Here is a 16,119-nt window from a genome sequence, read left to right as displayed (position 1 = left end):
TGTCGTAGATGTATATCGAATAACAAAAAAAAGCTGGTAATAGTAGCATTTAATTCATTAATTTTAAACAAACTCCCAAGTTTATATGGTAACAGAAAACGCCATACAATATGAGATATTTTACATTTTCAAATTATAACAAATGGTTATTATCGATGATATTTATATTGTCCATATCCACTTTACTTACCGCCCAAACAACAACAATTCCCGACCCATTTTTTGAACAGGCACTTATTAATTTAGGCATCGATAGCGATGGCATTATAAACGGGCAAGTATTAACCAGTGATGTTAACACTGTTGTAGAACTTGACCTTTCACAGCAAGGAGCTGAAGACATAACTGGTATTGAAGACTTTACATCTTTAGAAATTTTAAATGTTAATAATAAGGATTTAACCGCTATAAATTTAACTAACAACTTCCAGTTAAGGGAGCTATATATAAGTAATACCGGAGGCGAAAATCTCTTAATTACCTCGCTAGATTTAAGTAACAATGTAAACTTAGAAGAGGTATATAGCGAAGATTTGTTTTTTTTAGAAGAACTCAATTTAAAAAATGGCAACAATACTATATTAACAATTAATTTTACATGTTGCGATGATGGTTTAATATTCTTGGACTGCGTGATTGTCGATGACGAAATAGCCGCAAACAACAATGAACACCCTTATAATTTATGGAATATTGAAGCAAATTTTGTGTACTCTGAGGATTGTATTTAAACGTTACAGAAAAACAAGAAACCCTTTTTTCCCTGTATCCCAATCCTGCAAATGACACAGTAATAATTACTACTAAAACAAGTATGACGGAGCAACTAGAAATCAACATATATTCCATGCAAGGAACACAGTTGCAATCACAATCTGGTTTTGTTGACGAGAGCATAAATATTGATGTATCAACATTTGCGACAGGGGTATATTTTGTTTCAATTAAAAATGACAATGGGTCTGTTGAAACACATAAAATGATTATTGAATAATTAAATCTTCTACCCACAAAAAAAAGCCTGTTAAATTTTGTATTTAACAGGCTTTCAAATTTATGTTATAAAATCTACAACTCAAGCAATCCATTAGTGGCACTTACTCCCTCTGCACTTTCTTTTAAATGCGTTCTCTCGGCCTCGGTCAATTTGATGTCTACTATTTTCTCTATACCGTTTTTACCTAATACAACTGGCACACCTATACAAAGGTCATTCAGTCCATATTCACCTTCTAATAAAACTGAACATGGAAAGATTTTTTTCTGGTCACAAGCAATCGCTTGTACTAATCCAGATACCGCAGCACCTGGTGCATACCAAGCAGATGTACCTAATAATCCCGTTAATGTCGCACCTCCTACTTTAGTTGCCTCTCTCACTTCGTCAAGACGGTCTTGAGAGATAAACTCGGTTACCGGCACACTATTTCTCGTAGCTAGACGTGTTAATGGTACCATTCCTTTATCGCTGTGACCACCAATCACCATTCCGTCAACATCACTTATGGGAGCTTCGAGGGCTTCGGCCAATCGGTATTTAAAACGTGCGCTGTCGAGAGCACCGCCCATTCCTATAATTCTGTTTTTTGGCAACCCTGTTGTTTTATGAGCCAAGTATGTCATGGTATCCATTGGATTACTCACAACGATTAAAATTGTATTTGGAGAGTGTTTCACCAAACTAGCCGAAACATCTTTTACGATGCCCGCATTGATGCCTATCAACTCTTCACGAGTCATTCCCGGTTTACGTGGAATTCCACTTGTAATAACACAAATATCACTGTTGGCTGTTTTGCTATAATCGCTCGTTGAACCTACGATACGGGTATCAAAACCATTTAAGGAAGCCGTTTGCATCAAGTCCATCGCTTTACCTTCAGCAAACCCTTCTTTGATATCAACAAGTACAACTTCACTTGCAAAATTTTTAATAGCAATATACTCTGCACAACTTGCGCCTACTGCTCCGGCACCAACAACTGTAATTTTCATGTGTAATTTTATTTTGGTTGTTTTCACAACGTTAATTAGTAAATTATATGTTTCAGTCAGCTCAAATTTCCGTAGAAGAAGGACTGCTGAAATTTCATGTAAAAATACAATTTCTCTGCGTTTTATCAGACCTTAATTAACACAATTTTAGAAGTGTACTTTAACCAAAATGAATAACTTAAATTATTTAAATTCCAAAATTAAGCCCTGCTGAAAGCGAATTAAATTCTGAAAGCGTGTAATCTACATTAAACTTAAAGAAACCAAGTTTTAAATGTGCTCCTACATTTGCTCGAACGCCCGAAATTTTTTGAGAAATTGAAAATGGATTTGTAAAAGTACTCGTTGACTCAAATAAAGGAATCCCCGCTCTAACACGATACGTACCCAGCACTCCAAAATCTGAAGTCCCTGTTAAATACCCCACACCACCATAAACATTAAATATGGGTAGCTTAGTTGATGCTTGCAATTGAAACACATAACTATCTTGCTGGACATCAAATTGCTGATTTTCACCATCGATAATATCGGTATCTGTAAAATCGTAATTAGCATCTAGATGAGTGTACCCTACTACTCCTGCAATAGCAATAGGAAATATTTTATCTGCTGGCAATAATTTTGTAAATTCATATTGAAGCCCTACTCCGTAAAGTCCAAGTTTTACATCTTCTTGTTCCACTTTAGGAAAATATCTTGCCTTAATTTCGGCTCCACTAAATAATCCTAAACGAGCTTGTAAAAAAGCACTTGGCACTATATTTACATCTGCAGAGGCTAATCCCTGTGGCAATTCGAACTCAACTTCTTCATTAGGCAAACCAGGAACTATGTTACTTACTTCGGCAAAAACTATGATATCTGGATCGTTTTCTCCGAGTGCTGTTGCGACCATCTTTGAAGTACTACCATCTCTAAATTGTAGGTTATTATACTCATTAGTATTTAATAAAAACTCTCTGTTTTCATCATTACTAAATGTTGCATTTGCTACGAATGAAATTTCAAATTTTAATGGCTTTTTAGATTCGGCTGTTTGAATCCATCCGTTTGACGTGCTGTACATCATTGCCTCAGCAGCGGGTGCGATATAATTTGAGGTATAGCGTTGCGCATCTTCAACACCAGCAGCAAGGAGGTCTTCAATATTTTGTTGCGCATTAATAGTCGCTACTGCAAATAATAGGGGTACTATAAATAGCCTTTTCATAATTAGGTTTGTTTGATAAAAAAAACGTTGCTATTTATATATTAGTATGATTTTCTCTAAAATCTAAACATCCAAAATATAAATTGGCTTCTAATACTCTTAAATTTCAAAAACACAAAAACGTATAATAACTAAAAAACCTCTGTTACTATTTAATAGCAGCAGAGGTTTTAATTGTTTTAAATTTCCGAAGAAAAATTATGCATCAATATTTGCATATTTAGCATTCTTTTCAATGAACTCTCTTCGTGGTGGTACTTCATCACCCATTAACATTGAGAAAACACGATCTGCTTCTGTACCACTATCAATAGTTACTTGGCGTAATGTTCTAAACTCTGGATTCATAGTTGTATCCCACAATTGCTCAGCATTCATCTCTCCAAGACCTTTATAACGCTGTATGTTTGCACTACCTCCAAACTCTGCATTAAATATATCACGATCTGCATCACTCCAAGCATATTTCTTTTTTGCTCCTTTTTTCACTAAATACAAAGGCGGCGTTGCGATGTAAACATTTCCGTTTTCAACTAGTTGACGCATGTATCTAAAAAAGAACGTTAATATTAAGGTAGAAATATGACTACCATCCACATCGGCATCACACATGATGACTACTTTGTGATATCTTAATTTTGAAAGATTTAATGCTTTGCTATCTTCTTCAGTACCTATTGTAACCCCAAGTGCCGTAAAAATATTACGAATTTCTTCGTTTTCAAATACTTTATGTTGCATTGCTTTTTCTACATTCAAAATTTTACCACGTAGTGGCAAAATTGCTTGAAAATTACGGTCACGACCTTGTTTTGCCGTACCACCTGCCGAGTCTCCCTCGACAAGAAATACTTCACATTTTTCTGGGTCTTGCTCTGAGCAATCACTCAATTTTCCTGGTAAACCTCCACCGCTCATTACGGTTTTACGTTGTACCATTTCACGAGCTTTACGCGCCGCATGACGAGCTGTTGCTGCAAGGATTACTTTTTGAACAATTGTTTTTGCATCGTTAGGGTTTTCTTCTAAGTAGTTTTCAAGCATTTCGGAAACTGCCTGACTAACTGCGGCAGTTACTTCTCTGTTACCTAACTTAGTTTTTGTCTGCCCTTCAAATTGAGGCTCTTGTACTTTTACAGATATAATTGCCGTTAAGCCCTCTCTAAAGTCATCCCCAGATATATCAAACTTTAATTTATCTAACATCCCCGAAGCATCTGCATACTTCTTTAGCGTGTGAGTTAATCCACGACGAAAACCGCTTAAATGTGTTCCTCCTTCATGTGTATTAATATTATTTACATAGGAATGTAAATTTTCATTATACGATGTATTGTATACCATAGCAACTTCTACAGGAATGTCATTTTTTTCGCCTTCCATTGAAATAACATCAGCTATCAACATTTCTCTACTGCTATCCAGAAAACGTATAAATTCTTTTAATCCTTCTTCGCTATGAAATTTTTCACCTTTAAACTCACCATTTTCCTCAGTAAAACGCTTGTCTTCAATTGTAATAGTAATTCCTTTATTAAGGTATGCTAACTCACGTAAACGACTTGCTAAGGTGTCATAATTATATTCAAGAGTTTGCTTAAATATCTGCGCATCTGGTGTAAACGTAACCTCAGTACCGCGATAGTCTGTCTCACCTACACTTTTTACAGGATACATTGTTTTACCACGCTCGTATTCTTGCTCGTATATTTTACCGTTTCTAAAAACAGTTGCTTTTAAGTGAGATGAAAGTGCGTTAACACAACTCACACCCACACCGTGTAATCCACCTGAAACTTTGTAAGAATCTTTATCAAACTTACCACCTGCACCTATTTTAGTCATTACAACCTCAAGTGCAGAAACACCTTCTTTTTTATGAATATCTACTGGAATTCCACGACCATTATCACGTACCGTTATACTGTTATCTTCATTTATCCACACATGTACGGTATCACAGTGCCCAGCTAATGCCTCATCAATAGAGTTATCAATAACTTCGTATACTAAATGATGCAAACCACGCACTCCAACATCCCCAATATACATGGAAGGACGCATGCGCACATGCTCCATCCCCTCTAGTGCCTGAATCTGGTCAGCCCCATAATTTCCTTTATTCTGTTCTTCGCTCATAAATAATTAGCTTGTATAATAATCGTTGTTTTTGCTTCGGAAATTTTAAAGACTTGAAACCTTTTTAAAGCCATTTAAGACCCTTTTTTTCGAAGCGAAACAAATATAACCAAACCCACACCAAAACGAGGGATTTCGGTAGTTTTTAGGGGTTAAGTTATTAACAAAACATTGTGTAAAACCTAGCTTTTTTAATGGAGTTAAATTTCAGAAGAAAAACAACTTGTAAGTTTTGTATAATTAATGAGTCAAAAAAAGAAAGGATAACACTTATATTTTATGATTGCAATAACATTTAAGCCTTTAAAATCCTTTTATCTTTAAAAACTAAAATCAATTTATTATGAAAAAAATTATGATTGCTTTATTGGCACTTACAGTAACCTTTTTAACAACTACTGAGGCTACTGCTCAAAAATTTAGAGGCCTTGATAAAAGCCCAATGGATGTTGCAGCATATCCTTCAGACTACAAAGAATCTAGCAAACTTGTAAAAGTACAATACAGTCGTCCTCAACTTAAAGAACGAGCGCTATCAAAATTAGCACCTAATGACAAAGTATGGAGAACAGGTGCAAATGAAGCTGCCGAAATTACGTTCTACAAACCAATGATGGTAGGAAGCACTTTAGTGCAACCTGGCACATATTCATTATTTACAGTACCAGGAGATAAAACTTGGACAATTATAATTAACAAAGCGTCTAATGTTTGGGGTTCTTACTCGTATGATAAAAAAATGGACGTTGCAAGAACTACTGGAAAGGTAATGAAAGGTGACACTAATCTTGAAGCTTTTTCAATTGCATTTGACGAGTCAAAAGATGGAGCTACAATGTATATGGGATGGGGAGACGTTGTTGTAGCAACAGATTTAAAAAAAACTAATTAGTTTAAAAACTAAATATAAATTCCTAAATCAAAGATGAATGTCTTATGATTTGGGAATTTTTATGTGTTCTCTATATGCAATCTTTACCATTCTCTAATTAAGGAAATATCCTCCTCTTTTATACTTTTATTTACATAATGCACTAGATAGAATAAACCGTACAAATACATTGATCTTTCTATATAATAAAAGTATTCTATATTTAAATAATAAGCTACAAAAGCCGCACAGTCAGATATTACAAAGGAAAGCATACTTACCGATATGCAATAGGCTTTTCTTGATCCATAAACATGAGAATAATAGCCAGTTACAAAAACACCTACCAACATAATTAATGCTATAAAATAAAATAACCACACTGTACTATTATCGATTTGGCTTATGTCTAGATAACTTATCATAAAATGAATTAAAAGCATACTAAGTCCAAATAATAGTACCGAAAAAACTTTTAAGTAAGCAGGAACCTCAACTACAAAAAGTTTTTTTAGCGTGCCTACTATAATAATAATGTATACTAGCATTTTTATGAGCATATATAAATTACTATATAGTGTAGTCTCATAGTGTAACATAAAAATATCACTAACCACTATTCCTACAAACGCAATAGTAATCATAGTATTTTTATACCCTTGAAAATATAAAAATGTGCACAATAATACACTACTGCTTATTAAGCGTATTAACCTGCTAAAATCTAAAGAGTATTGGTAAATCACAAATACATTAAGCAGCAATAGAATAGCAAAAACTATACTTAGCATTTTTTTATGTACGTGCACTTTATAGTTCATAAAAATCAATTATTCCTACAAATATAATGTAGTAAACACACTTAAGGAATATTTAAATATTTATGTGTCTGTAAACTCACAACCCATTGCGGGTTTGCCATTACATAATCAACAATTTGAGGAATAACAGTATCTCTTTTACTCCATTCAGGCTGTAAAAAAAGTTTACATTTCTTATTCACTTTTGCAGCTTGCTCTTCGGCAAAGCGGAAATCATCTTTATTATAAATTATCACTTTTAACTCATGTGCCTGTTCATATACTTTTTGAGTAGGCAACATACGCTTTTTAGGAGATAAACAAATCCAATCCCAAGTGCCGGAAAGCTCGTAAGCACCACTTGTTTCAATATGCGTATCAACACCTTTTGACTTTAACAACGTTGTTAGTGGATTCATATCCCACATTAAAGGCTCGCCACCAGTTATCACTATGGTTTTAGAGTGCTTAACCGCATTATCAACAATACTTTCAATAGCTGTAGGTGGATGACTTTTAGGATTCCAACTCTCTTTAACATCACACCAGTGGCAACCTACATCGCAACCACCTACACGTATAAAATATGCAGCAGTACCTTTGTGATAGCCTTCTCCTTGGATAGTGTAAAACTCCTCCATCAATGGCAACATAATACCATTATCAACCTTATCTTGAATCTCTATTTTCATTAATACAAAGGTACACTTTTCGCATATCTTGCATAATTTAAAAGAATTAAAGAATGAGTCTAAAAAACTTCTTCGAATTTTAAAAAAAATATTAATAGATTACTAGCTTTAAGTTCAGTAGACACGAACTTATTATCTACAAAATAATATTTTGTGTATAATCAATACTACCTAATTCTTTTAAAGGCAATTACTTCAATTTCAATTTTAGCACCTTTGGCTAAATCTTGAACGGCAAATGTTGTTCTTGCTGGTTTTTGGGGGAAATATGTTTCATATATTTTATTAAATATAGCAAAATCTTCAATTTCATCAAGCACCACCATTACTTTTATAACATCTGTCATTTCTAGATGATGTTGATTTAAAACCGCTTTAATATTTTCTAGAGTTTGTGTGGTTTCTACAACTATACCTCCATCAACTAACTCACGGGTTTTATGATTTATCCCTATTTGACCAGAAAGATAAAATGTGTTTCCTACTTGCACCACATCGCTAAAGGGTGCTTCTTTCTTTTTTGCCTCATGCGATCTATGAAAAATAATATCTGCATCAATATGGTTTTTTTCGATAAAATTATTATCACAACCAAAAAATGGATAAAAAACAAGAAGGATTAATATGTAAGAAAAGTACTTCATCGATTAAAAATTGAATGTGTCGAATAAATTATCATAAACAAATTAGACATTGATTAGATCCAGAAATTTATTAATAATTTTACACTAAACCCCTAAATTTCATAATAAAACTCCTCAATGAAACTTTACTTAACATTCTCATTTTTCTTTACAATACTAACTTTTAACGCACAAGTAGGAATAGGAACCACCACACCAGATGATGGATCTGCTTTAGAGATACAAAGTACAACAGGTGCTTTAATACCTCCAAGAGTTACTACTACTCAAATGAACAATATACCCACTCCTCTTGATGGGGCTATAGTTTATAATTCTACAATAAACAGCTTATTTATTAGATCTAATGGAGCTTGGTCAACACTAACGAATAGTAGTAAAGGATCACTTATAGTTAATAAAAATTACCCAACTAATAATAGTGCCATAATTGGAACTGACAATACATATTATGAGTTTCCCATAGGAACCTCTGAGGTTATTGCAAACGATACATCTCTTTATTCAGTAATAGGGAATGGTACTGTTAGAATTAAAGAAGCTGGCAACTATTTTTTCTCAGGTTCATTTTCAACCTATAATGCCCCATCAGGAAACAAAAAATATATTATCGCGGTAACCGTAGACAATACGCTAGTTGGTTATCTCTCTAGAGGATTTACGAGCTTACCCTCCTCAGATTATTGGGGAACAAGCGGTAATTTAATGTACCCTATTGCTGCTAATCAAGTTGTAAAGTTTAGATACGTTTTTAACAACAACAATAATTCAATTCATGCTGTATTTTTCAATTTTGGAATTAATAAATTAAATTAAAATTCTCTTCGGAAGCATAAGCACAATTGCTATTTTTATCCAAAATCCAAACAATGGCAGATAAACAAGCATTTTTTGACCACATTATAGAAGGCTATAAAACCAAAGGCGACGCAATAGTTATGGGTGCAGCAATGGTTAATGGCGAGACAATTACAGATGCACTAGTTAAAATCCCACTAAAAACGATGAATCGCCACGGCCTTATTGCTGGAGCAACGGGTACAGGTAAAACTAAAACACTACAAGTTCTTGCCGAAAATTTAAGCGAACAAGGCGTGCCGGTTTTATTAATGGATATGAAAGGGGATTTAAGTGGTATTGCCATGCCAAGTCCTGGTCACGCAAAAATTGATGAGCGCCATGAAAAAATAGGGATTCCATTTGAGGCCAAAAAATTTCCCGTTGAAATCTTAACACTATCTGAGCAAGAAGGTGTGAGAATGCGAGCTACGGTAAGCGAGTTTGGTCCCGTTTTATTATCTAGAATTTTAGACTTAACCGAAACTCAAAGCGGTATTGTTGCTGTAATTTTCAAATACTGTGATGACAATAAATTGCCTTTGCTTGATTTAAAGGATTTCAAGAAAATGCTCAATTACGTTACAGAAGAAGGTAAAGAAGAAATTCAAAAAGAATACGGTAGAATGTCAACAAGTTCGACAGGTTCTATTCTTCGGAAAATTATTGAAATTGAACAACAAGGCGGCGATTTATTTTTTGGTGAAAAATCGTTTGATACAGATGATTTACTAAGGACTGACAAAAACGGAATGGGTTATATTAACATTCTTAGATTAACAGATATTCAAGATAAGCCAAAACTATTCTCAACGTTTATGCTTTCGCTTTTAGCTGAAATCTATGCAACATTCCCTGAACAAGGAGATAGCGGAAGACCAGAATTAGTAATATTTATTGATGAAGCGCACCTTATTTTTAATGAAGCAAGTGACGCACTTCTTGATCAGATTGAGAGTATTGTAAAATTAATACGCTCTAAAGGCGTAGGACTTTACTTTGTAACGCAAAACCCAACCGATGTTCCAGATGCGGTATTAGGACAATTAGGTTTAAAAATACAACATGCATTACGCGCTTTTACCGCAAAAGATAGAAAAGCAATAAAACTTACAGCAGAAAACTATCCAATAAGTAAGTATTATAAAACTGACGAAGCTTTAACCTCTATGGGTATTGGTGAAGCAATGATAAGTGCTCTAAATGAAAAAGGAATTCCTACTCCATTAGCCGTAACATTATTACGTGCCCCTATGAGCAGAATGGATGTACTTGAAGATAGCGAACTAAAAAGCCTTATCGCATCATCAAAAATGGTCAAAAAATACAATGACATTGTTGACCGTGAAAGCGCTTATGAAATGCTTAACAAAAAAATTCAAATCGCTGAGTTAGAAGAGGCAAAAGAAAAAGCTAAAAAAGAGAAAGAAGCTGCAGAAAAAGCAACTACGAAAAAAAGCAGCCGCCGCAGTAGTGGAAGACAAACACAAAATCCATGGATTAAAACATTAACGAGTCCAACGGTAATTAGAAGTGTTCTAGGAATTCTTGGAAAAATGATGCGCTAATTGGGAATTAAAATAAATTTACTAATAAAAAATCCCGCTATTTTATTGTAAGATTAACTACTGCTTTTCTTAATTTAAATATTAAGTTTTCTACTTTTGTAATTTACAATAAAGTATTAATAACGTTAAAAAAATGGCGCAAATTGGAATACAACCTTAGCGCTCTAGATATGAAAAAAACAATAATTTTAGGAGTATTAGTATCATTAGCTTTTATTCAATGTGACTCAAAAGCAGATAAATTTGCTATTGGAGAAGGAAGTCTTGGAGCTGTAACTAGTGAAACAACAGTTAAACAATTAGATTCTATTTTTACAAATGATAGTATAGTTGCACTTACCCCAATCAAAGATGCAATAGGTACTCAAGGTGAAGTTGAACTATACGAAAAAGGTGGGAAAAAATTATTATTATTATCTCCAGACGATGAAAATAATCCAGAAGCTACTATAACAAATATTAGAATCTTTGATGAACGATTTAAAACAGATAAAGGCCTCAGTATTAAGAGCACATTTAAAGATGTAAAGGACAATTACGAAATTGCAGGAATACAGACAAGTTTTGACGCTGTTGTACTTTTTTTAAAAGATAGTGATGTTTATATCACAATTGACAAAAAAGAACTTCCCGAGAACTTACGTTACGACCCAAGCCTAACCATTGAAACATCACAAATTCCAGACTCCGCAAAGTTTAAATACTTTATGATAGGATGGGATGGGAATGAAGAATAACTTCGGAAATATTATATAATTATAAAGTCTGTTGTCTTAAAAAAACTTCAGACTTTTTTTATGCCTTAAATTTATAAACACTTAATATTTCTGAAGAAAACCCCTCGCATAAACAGATCACTCATCATAGTATAAATGCACAAACTTCTGTTAATGTGATTTATCAAATCGATGAAATCTAATACCTTTAAACCATTAACCAATAAAAAAACAACTACATTATGATTAAAATATTAGGACTTGTAATGACGTTAGGCGGTGCAATCGCTCTTATATTAGGTGTATTATCTGCTTTTGGAAGCATGGACATAGGTAGTGCACAATGGCCATCTATAATTCTTGGAGTTGTATTCTTTTTTGCAGGAATTGGACTTTTAAAATACAGAAAAGATACTGACACTATTAACGCTGAGAATAATTAAATTTACTTCTATTAAAAATTTATTTAGTTTTAAATATGCAAAATATCCAGCCTTTCCATTTAGCCATTCCTGTAAAAAACCTTGAAGATTGTCGTAAATTTTATAGAGATATTTTAGGCTGTGAGGAAGGTCGCAGTAGTGATCATTGGGTAGATTTTAATTTTTTTGGACATCAACTTGTCATTCATTTTAAGGATTCAAAAAATGACGTAGAAAATTCAAACCCTGTCGACGGAAAAAATGTTCCTGTGCCTCATTTTGGCGTTGTTCTTTCCATGAAGGATTTTAATTTATTAGCCAAAAAATTAAAAACAAAAGATATTAAATTTATCATTGAACCTTACATAAGATTTGAAGGATTATCTGGAGAACAGGCTACTATGTTTTTTAACGATCCATCTGGTAATGCCCTAGAATTCAAAGCCTTTAAAAATATTGATCAACTTTTTGCAACTTAAACAAACCAATTAACACTTATGAGTCATCAAAATGCTATAAAACCCACAGCTATAAGACAGGTATTTATTTTACTCATTATATTACTAATAGGTGTACTGATTTTTAAAGAGATGCTTCCTTATTTTTCTGGCGTTTTAGGAGCAATTACTATTTATGTGTTAATGCGTCCATGGATGTCAAAACTTGTAAAGAGGGGATGGAAACCAGACTGGGCCGCAGCATTTTTAATGTTCATTTCTTTTATAGGAATTCTTCTTCCTGTGGCAGGAATTGTGGTTATGCTTGGAAACAAAATAGGCCAAGCTGTAAACAACTCTCAAAAGGTTACTAAGGCGTTAAAAGATCAAATTGAAAAATGGGAAGGAAAGCTAGGATATGACTTAAGTTCTCAAATTGATGTTGGTGCCGTATCAACATGGATATCTGAAAACCTCCAAGGTTTTGCTGGTGGTACTTTTACAATTTTTATAGCTGTTGGTATTATGTATTTCATGCTCTACTATATGTTGACTAATAGACGCCAACTCAAAGAGTCTTTATATGAATACATACCTATTAATAGAAACAATTTAAAAGCCATAGGCAAAGAAGTAAACCACATGGTACGGTCAAATGCTCTAGGAATTCCTATGGTAGCATTAGCACAAGGGATTATTGCATTAATTGGCTTTTTTATTTTTGGGATACAGGATCCATTTTTCTGGTTTGTCATTGTAACTATTGGCTCTATGATTCCTTTCGTAGGTACTTTAATAGGAATTGTACCAGTATTTCTACTAACACTCTCTGCAGGGAGTACTTTTCAAGCTTGGGGTATTTTAATTTATGGATTGGTGATTGTTGGAGCGACTGATAATATTATTAGACTTTATGTTTTAAAAAAACTAGATGACGTTCACCCATTAATTACTCTAATAGGAGTAATTGTTGGTGTTCCTTTATTTGGCTTTATTGGATTAATATTTGGACCATTACTTATTAGTTTATTCATTGTGGTTGTAAGAATATACAAAAAAGAATATGGCAAGAATGTTCCCGAAAAGAATAAAGAAATGCTTTAAACAAATTTGTAGCGATGTTCACCAAATTTCAAAAAACCTTGTATCCTCCTTTTGAAAAACCAGTTTTAGTTTGGGACGGCGATTGTGGTTTTTGCAAATACTGGGTAATACGATGGAAGTTACATACCGGAATTTCTATCAATTATATTCCGTATCAACAAATCGCTCATAAATTTAAAGATATACCGCTAAAAGAGTTTAAAAAAGCATCTAGATTTATTGATACTGATGGTTTTATTTACAGTGGTCCGGACTCTGCTTATAAAACTTTAAGTTTTAAGAATGGGAAAAGTCATTTACATAATTGGTATCATAAATACAAATGGTTTACATGGCTTAGTGATTTTGGGTATAATACTATAGCTAAAAACCGAAGCTTTATGTTTAAATTGAGTAAAGCATTTTTTGGCAGTAATCCAAAATCTTTTAAACCCTATTGGATACTTTATCTATTAATTATCATTGTATTTATATTCCTCATTTCCGCATAAATAGTCAGCTTTAATTTTCAGTAAAATAACAGAAGCTATTAAAAAATAACAAAATTTTAAATAAATTTTGCTATCCAAATTGTACCTTTATTTCAAACACCTAAGACTATGTTTTTCAATAAAAAAAATAAGAATACAAGCCAAGAAAAAGCTAACCCTACCTCAGAAAACAAATCTTTTTTCGAAGACAAAGTGAATGATACTTTTGAAGATGAAGTAGTAAAAATTGATGATGATGATATTGAGGTTTTATTAGATAATGAAGAAGCGGTAGAAAAAAAATTATCTGGAGTGAACTCACTTACCAAGTATCTCGAAATTGGAAAAATAATGTTTGGGATGGTAAAAGATATAAAACGTGGTGCATATACAAATGTTCCTTGGTTCACAATAGCCACTATTGTAATGTCATTATTATATGTATTAAACCCTATGGATTTAGTCCCAGATTTTATTCCAGGTATAGGCTATTTAGATGATTTAGCAATTTTTTCAATAGGTATTGGCTGGATTGAAAGTGATATTCATAAATATCTTGATTGGAAAATTGAACAAACTAATTTGTAATATTAAGTTTTTTCATTAATGCACTTTTATAAGTGCGGCTAATAGGAATAGATTTTTTATCTATTATAATTTCCTCGTTTGTAAAACTTTCCATTTTATCAATCGAAATTATAAAAGAACGATGCACTCTCACAAAAATTTTTTGTGGGAGTTTTTTCATAATGTCTTTCATAGTCTCACGAGTTATAACAACTTTATCCTCAAGATATAGTTTTATATAATCCCCACAACTTTCAATAAACTTAATAGTTTCAAAATCAACTTTAACTAATTTCCTATCACATTTAAAAAAGGAAAAATTAGCTGTTTCAATTGGCAGTGTACAATCTATACTTGCATCTAGTCTAGAAATAGACTTAAGCAACCTTTCAAGCGAAATAGGTTAATTTCTGCTTTTGATGCAATTGAAGAAATTGGAAACACATCAAATCTTATTATTGCAAGTGGATTGAAAATAGCATTAATCACTACACTATTTGGACTTGTAGCAATGGTTATGGGGCGTTTATTTGCAGTATTATTAACCTTAAAATCTGAGGAGTGATATTCAAAGACATTTAACTATTAAATGTTTAATAAAGCAAAAAATATCGCACCCTTCCCATTTCCAAAGAATCAAAAAAAAATCCCATCTTGGAATTTCCAAAACGGGATTATTAATATTTGAAAAGGATGCGTGCTACTTTCGTGCTGCTCTTTGTTCTCTTGCTAACAACGTGTTTTTTAACAACATTGCAATGGTCATAGGGCCTACACCTCCTGGAACGGGAGTAATAAAACTTGCTTTTTTGCTGACATTTTCAAAATCAACATCACCAACGATAGCATAACCTTTTGGCTTTGTTTCATCTTCAACTCTTGTAATTCCTACATCAATAATCACTACATCGTCTTTTACCATTTCTGCTTTAAGAAAATTAGGCACTCCTAATGCTGAAATAATTATATCTGCCTGACTGGTAATTTGAGTAATATTCTTAGTATTACTGTGAGTGAGTGTAACAGTACTATTTCCTGGCCAGCCTTTACGACTCATCAATATACTCATGGGACGTCCCACGATATGGCTACGACCAATAACTACGGTATGTTTACCTTTTGTACTTACATCATAACGCTCTAACAATTCTAATATCCCAAAAGGCGTTGCTGGAATAAATGTTGACATATCTAGTGCCATACGACCAAAATTTTCTGGATGAAATCCATCAACATCTTTACTAGGGTCCACTGCCATTAATACACGCTGTGTATTAATTTGTGGAGGCAATGGTAATTGAATGATAAAACCATCAATGTCATCATTTTCATTCAACTCATGGATTTTATCAAGTAATTCAATTTCGCTGGTTGTATGCCTCATACGCACCATTGTAGATTCAAATCCTACACGCTCACAAGAACGTACTTTACTACCTACATAAGTTAAACTTGCACCATCATCACCTACAATTACTGCGGCAAGATGTGGTACTTTTTCACCATTTGCTTTCATCTTATCGACTTCGGCTTTGATTTCGTTTTTAATATCGTTAGAAACTTTTTTTCCGTCGAGAATTGTCATGGTTTAGGGTTAAAAGTTATGCGTTAAAAATGTTTATTATTATTCAAAAATCAACAATC

General features: G+C 33.2%; 20 protein-coding genes. 12 read left to right on the top strand and 8 right to left on the bottom strand.

What is annotated here, in order from left to right; all coding sequences use genetic code 11:
- Nucleotides 1–110 precede the first annotated feature (110 nt).
- Nucleotides 111–731 (top strand): hypothetical protein, encoded by a 621-nt coding sequence (locus GB234_RS13300; RefSeq protein WP_151895067.1) that lies wholly within the window; start codon nt 111–113, stop codon nt 729–731.
- Nucleotides 722–994, top strand: coding sequence for a T9SS type A sorting domain-containing protein (locus tag GB234_RS13295; protein WP_151895066.1), 273 nt, complete (start codon nt 722–724; stop codon nt 992–994). The genes GB234_RS13300 and GB234_RS13295 overlap by 10 nt, the downstream gene beginning before the upstream one ends.
- Nucleotides 995–1,068: 74 nt before the next feature.
- Here GB234_RS13295 and mdh read toward each other — a convergent pair whose 3' ends face one another.
- The 3 genes from mdh to gyrB all read right to left on the bottom strand — a co-directional run bounded on the left by mdh (nt 1,069) and on the right by gyrB (nt 5,347).
- The gene (gene mdh, locus GB234_RS13290) at nt 1,069–1,995 is read right to left on the bottom strand and encodes a malate dehydrogenase (RefSeq protein WP_151895065.1); all 927 of its coding nucleotides are present in this window, start codon (nt 1,993–1,995) and stop codon (nt 1,069–1,071) included.
- Between the two features lie 187 nt (nt 1,996–2,182).
- On the bottom strand, nt 2,183–3,208 hold the full coding sequence (locus GB234_RS13285) for a DUF6588 family protein (protein WP_151895064.1): 1,026 nt from the start codon (nt 3,206–3,208) through the stop codon (nt 2,183–2,185).
- A 198-nt stretch (nt 3,209–3,406) separates the two neighbouring features.
- Nucleotides 3,407–5,347 carry a DNA topoisomerase (ATP-hydrolyzing) subunit B gene (gyrB, locus tag GB234_RS13280; protein WP_151895063.1) on the bottom strand — a complete coding sequence of 647 codons (1,941 nt, stop codon included), beginning with the start codon at nt 5,345–5,347 and terminating at the stop codon, nt 3,407–3,409.
- Nucleotides 5,348–5,690: 343 nt separating this feature from the next.
- On the opposite strand from gyrB, the gene GB234_RS13275 reads away from it, so the two are divergent.
- Entirely contained in the window at nt 5,691–6,239 is a 549-nt protein-coding gene (locus GB234_RS13275; RefSeq protein ID WP_151895062.1) for a DUF2911 domain-containing protein, read from the top strand.
- Nucleotides 6,240–6,322: 83 nt separating this feature from the next.
- On the opposite strand, the gene GB234_RS13270 is transcribed toward GB234_RS13275, so the two are convergent.
- The 3 genes from GB234_RS13270 to GB234_RS13260 all read right to left on the bottom strand — a co-directional run bounded on the left by GB234_RS13270 (nt 6,323) and on the right by GB234_RS13260 (nt 8,354).
- Nucleotides 6,323–6,862 (bottom strand): hypothetical protein, encoded by a 540-nt coding sequence (locus GB234_RS13270; protein ID WP_151895061.1) that lies wholly within the window; start codon nt 6,860–6,862, stop codon nt 6,323–6,325.
- Nucleotides 6,863–7,080: 218 nt separating this feature from the next.
- Nucleotides 7,081–7,710: a 7-carboxy-7-deazaguanine synthase QueE gene (locus GB234_RS13265; RefSeq protein WP_151895060.1), complete on the bottom strand. Its 630-nt coding sequence runs from the start codon at nt 7,708–7,710 to the stop codon at nt 7,081–7,083.
- A 167-nt stretch (nt 7,711–7,877) separates the two neighbouring features.
- Nucleotides 7,878–8,354 (bottom strand): Rid family detoxifying hydrolase, encoded by a 477-nt coding sequence (locus GB234_RS13260; RefSeq protein WP_151895059.1) that lies wholly within the window; start codon nt 8,352–8,354, stop codon nt 7,878–7,880.
- 117 nt (nt 8,355–8,471) lie between these two features.
- On the opposite strand from GB234_RS13260, the gene GB234_RS13255 reads away from it, so the two are divergent.
- The 8 genes from GB234_RS13255 to GB234_RS13220 all read left to right on the top strand — a co-directional run bounded on the left by GB234_RS13255 (nt 8,472) and on the right by GB234_RS13220 (nt 14,496).
- Entirely contained in the window at nt 8,472–9,170 is a 699-nt protein-coding gene (locus tag GB234_RS13255; RefSeq protein WP_151895058.1) for a phage tail-like protein, read from the top strand.
- 53 nt (nt 9,171–9,223) lie between these two features.
- Entirely contained in the window at nt 9,224–10,759 is a 1,536-nt protein-coding gene (locus tag GB234_RS13250; RefSeq protein ID WP_151895057.1) for a helicase HerA-like domain-containing protein, read from the top strand.
- Between the two features lie 170 nt (nt 10,760–10,929).
- Entirely contained in the window at nt 10,930–11,496 is a 567-nt protein-coding gene (locus GB234_RS13245; protein ID WP_151895056.1) for a hypothetical protein, read from the top strand.
- Nucleotides 11,497–11,717: 221 nt separating this feature from the next.
- Entirely contained in the window at nt 11,718–11,918 is a 201-nt protein-coding gene (locus GB234_RS13240; protein WP_151895055.1) for a hypothetical protein, read from the top strand.
- Between the two features lie 35 nt (nt 11,919–11,953).
- Entirely contained in the window at nt 11,954–12,376 is a 423-nt protein-coding gene (locus GB234_RS13235) for a VOC family protein (protein ID WP_151895054.1), read from the top strand.
- Between the two features lie 18 nt (nt 12,377–12,394).
- Nucleotides 12,395–13,438: an AI-2E family transporter gene (locus tag GB234_RS13230; protein WP_151895053.1), complete on the top strand. Its 1,044-nt coding sequence runs from the start codon at nt 12,395–12,397 to the stop codon at nt 13,436–13,438.
- A gap of 14 nt (nt 13,439–13,452) precedes the next feature.
- A complete protein-coding gene (locus GB234_RS13225; RefSeq protein ID WP_151895052.1) occupies nt 13,453–13,929 on the top strand; it encodes a thiol-disulfide oxidoreductase DCC family protein in 477 nt (158 codons plus the stop codon).
- A 108-nt stretch (nt 13,930–14,037) separates the two neighbouring features.
- Nucleotides 14,038–14,496 carry a YkvA family protein gene (locus GB234_RS13220; protein WP_151895051.1) on the top strand — a complete coding sequence of 153 codons (459 nt, stop codon included), beginning with the start codon at nt 14,038–14,040 and terminating at the stop codon, nt 14,494–14,496.
- On the opposite strand, the gene GB234_RS13215 is transcribed toward GB234_RS13220, so the two are convergent.
- Nucleotides 14,486–14,860: a LytR/AlgR family response regulator transcription factor gene (locus GB234_RS13215; protein WP_172966892.1), complete on the bottom strand. Its 375-nt coding sequence runs from the start codon at nt 14,858–14,860 to the stop codon at nt 14,486–14,488. The genes GB234_RS13220 and GB234_RS13215 overlap by 11 nt on opposite strands.
- Before the next feature lie 21 nt (nt 14,861–14,881).
- Between GB234_RS13215 and GB234_RS15365 the strand changes: the two genes are divergently transcribed.
- Nucleotides 14,882–15,040 carry a MotA/TolQ/ExbB proton channel family protein gene (locus GB234_RS15365; protein WP_151895082.1) on the top strand — a complete coding sequence of 53 codons (159 nt, stop codon included), beginning with the start codon at nt 14,882–14,884 and terminating at the stop codon, nt 15,038–15,040.
- Nucleotides 15,041–15,175: 135 nt separating this feature from the next.
- On the opposite strand, the gene GB234_RS13205 is transcribed toward GB234_RS15365, so the two are convergent.
- Nucleotides 15,176–16,060: a bifunctional 5,10-methylenetetrahydrofolate dehydrogenase/5,10-methenyltetrahydrofolate cyclohydrolase gene (locus tag GB234_RS13205; protein WP_151895049.1), complete on the bottom strand. Its 885-nt coding sequence runs from the start codon at nt 16,058–16,060 to the stop codon at nt 15,176–15,178.
- Nucleotides 16,061–16,119 lie beyond the last annotated feature (59 nt).

The organism is Patiriisocius marinistellae, assembly GCF_009014635.1.
GTDB lineage: Bacteria > Bacteroidota > Bacteroidia > Flavobacteriales > Flavobacteriaceae > Patiriisocius > Patiriisocius marinistellae.
This window is presented reverse-complemented; position numbering and strand designations above follow the sequence as displayed.

Excerpts from the sequence above, each read along its gene's own strand:
- GB234_RS13240 (WP_151895055.1), top strand. The coding sequence starts at position 11,718 with ATGATTAAAATATTAGGACTTGTAATGACGTTAGGCGGTGCAATCGCT.
- GB234_RS13255 (WP_151895058.1), top strand. The coding sequence starts at position 8,472 with ATGAAACTTTACTTAACATTCTCATTTTTCTTTACAATACTAACTTTT.
- mdh (WP_151895065.1), bottom strand. The coding sequence starts at position 1,995 with ATGAAAATTACAGTTGTTGGTGCCGGAGCAGTAGGCGCAAGTTGTGCA.
- GB234_RS13270 (WP_151895061.1), bottom strand. The coding sequence starts at position 6,862 with ATGATTACTATTGCGTTTGTAGGAATAGTGGTTAGTGATATTTTTATG.
- GB234_RS13220 (WP_151895051.1), top strand. The coding sequence starts at position 14,038 with ATGTTTTTCAATAAAAAAAATAAGAATACAAGCCAAGAAAAAGCTAAC.
- GB234_RS13275 (WP_151895062.1), top strand. The coding sequence starts at position 5,691 with ATGAAAAAAATTATGATTGCTTTATTGGCACTTACAGTAACCTTTTTA.
- GB234_RS13225 (WP_151895052.1), top strand. The coding sequence starts at position 13,453 with ATGTTCACCAAATTTCAAAAAACCTTGTATCCTCCTTTTGAAAAACCA.
- GB234_RS13245 (WP_151895056.1), top strand. The coding sequence starts at position 10,930 with ATGAAAAAAACAATAATTTTAGGAGTATTAGTATCATTAGCTTTTATT.
- GB234_RS13250 (WP_151895057.1), top strand. The coding sequence starts at position 9,224 with ATGGCAGATAAACAAGCATTTTTTGACCACATTATAGAAGGCTATAAA.
- GB234_RS13285 (WP_151895064.1), bottom strand. The coding sequence starts at position 3,208 with ATGAAAAGGCTATTTATAGTACCCCTATTATTTGCAGTAGCGACTATT.
- gyrB (WP_151895063.1), bottom strand. The coding sequence starts at position 5,347 with ATGAGCGAAGAACAGAATAAAGGAAATTATGGGGCTGACCAGATTCAG.
- GB234_RS13265 (WP_151895060.1), bottom strand. The coding sequence starts at position 7,710 with ATGAAAATAGAGATTCAAGATAAGGTTGATAATGGTATTATGTTGCCA.
- GB234_RS13230 (WP_151895053.1), top strand. The coding sequence starts at position 12,395 with ATGAGTCATCAAAATGCTATAAAACCCACAGCTATAAGACAGGTATTT.
- GB234_RS13300 (WP_151895067.1), top strand. The coding sequence starts at position 111 with ATGAGATATTTTACATTTTCAAATTATAACAAATGGTTATTATCGATG.
- GB234_RS13260 (WP_151895059.1), bottom strand. The coding sequence starts at position 8,354 with ATGAAGTACTTTTCTTACATATTAATCCTTCTTGTTTTTTATCCATTT.
- GB234_RS13205 (WP_151895049.1), bottom strand. The coding sequence starts at position 16,060 with ATGACAATTCTCGACGGAAAAAAAGTTTCTAACGATATTAAAAACGAA.
- GB234_RS13235 (WP_151895054.1), top strand. The coding sequence starts at position 11,954 with ATGCAAAATATCCAGCCTTTCCATTTAGCCATTCCTGTAAAAAACCTT.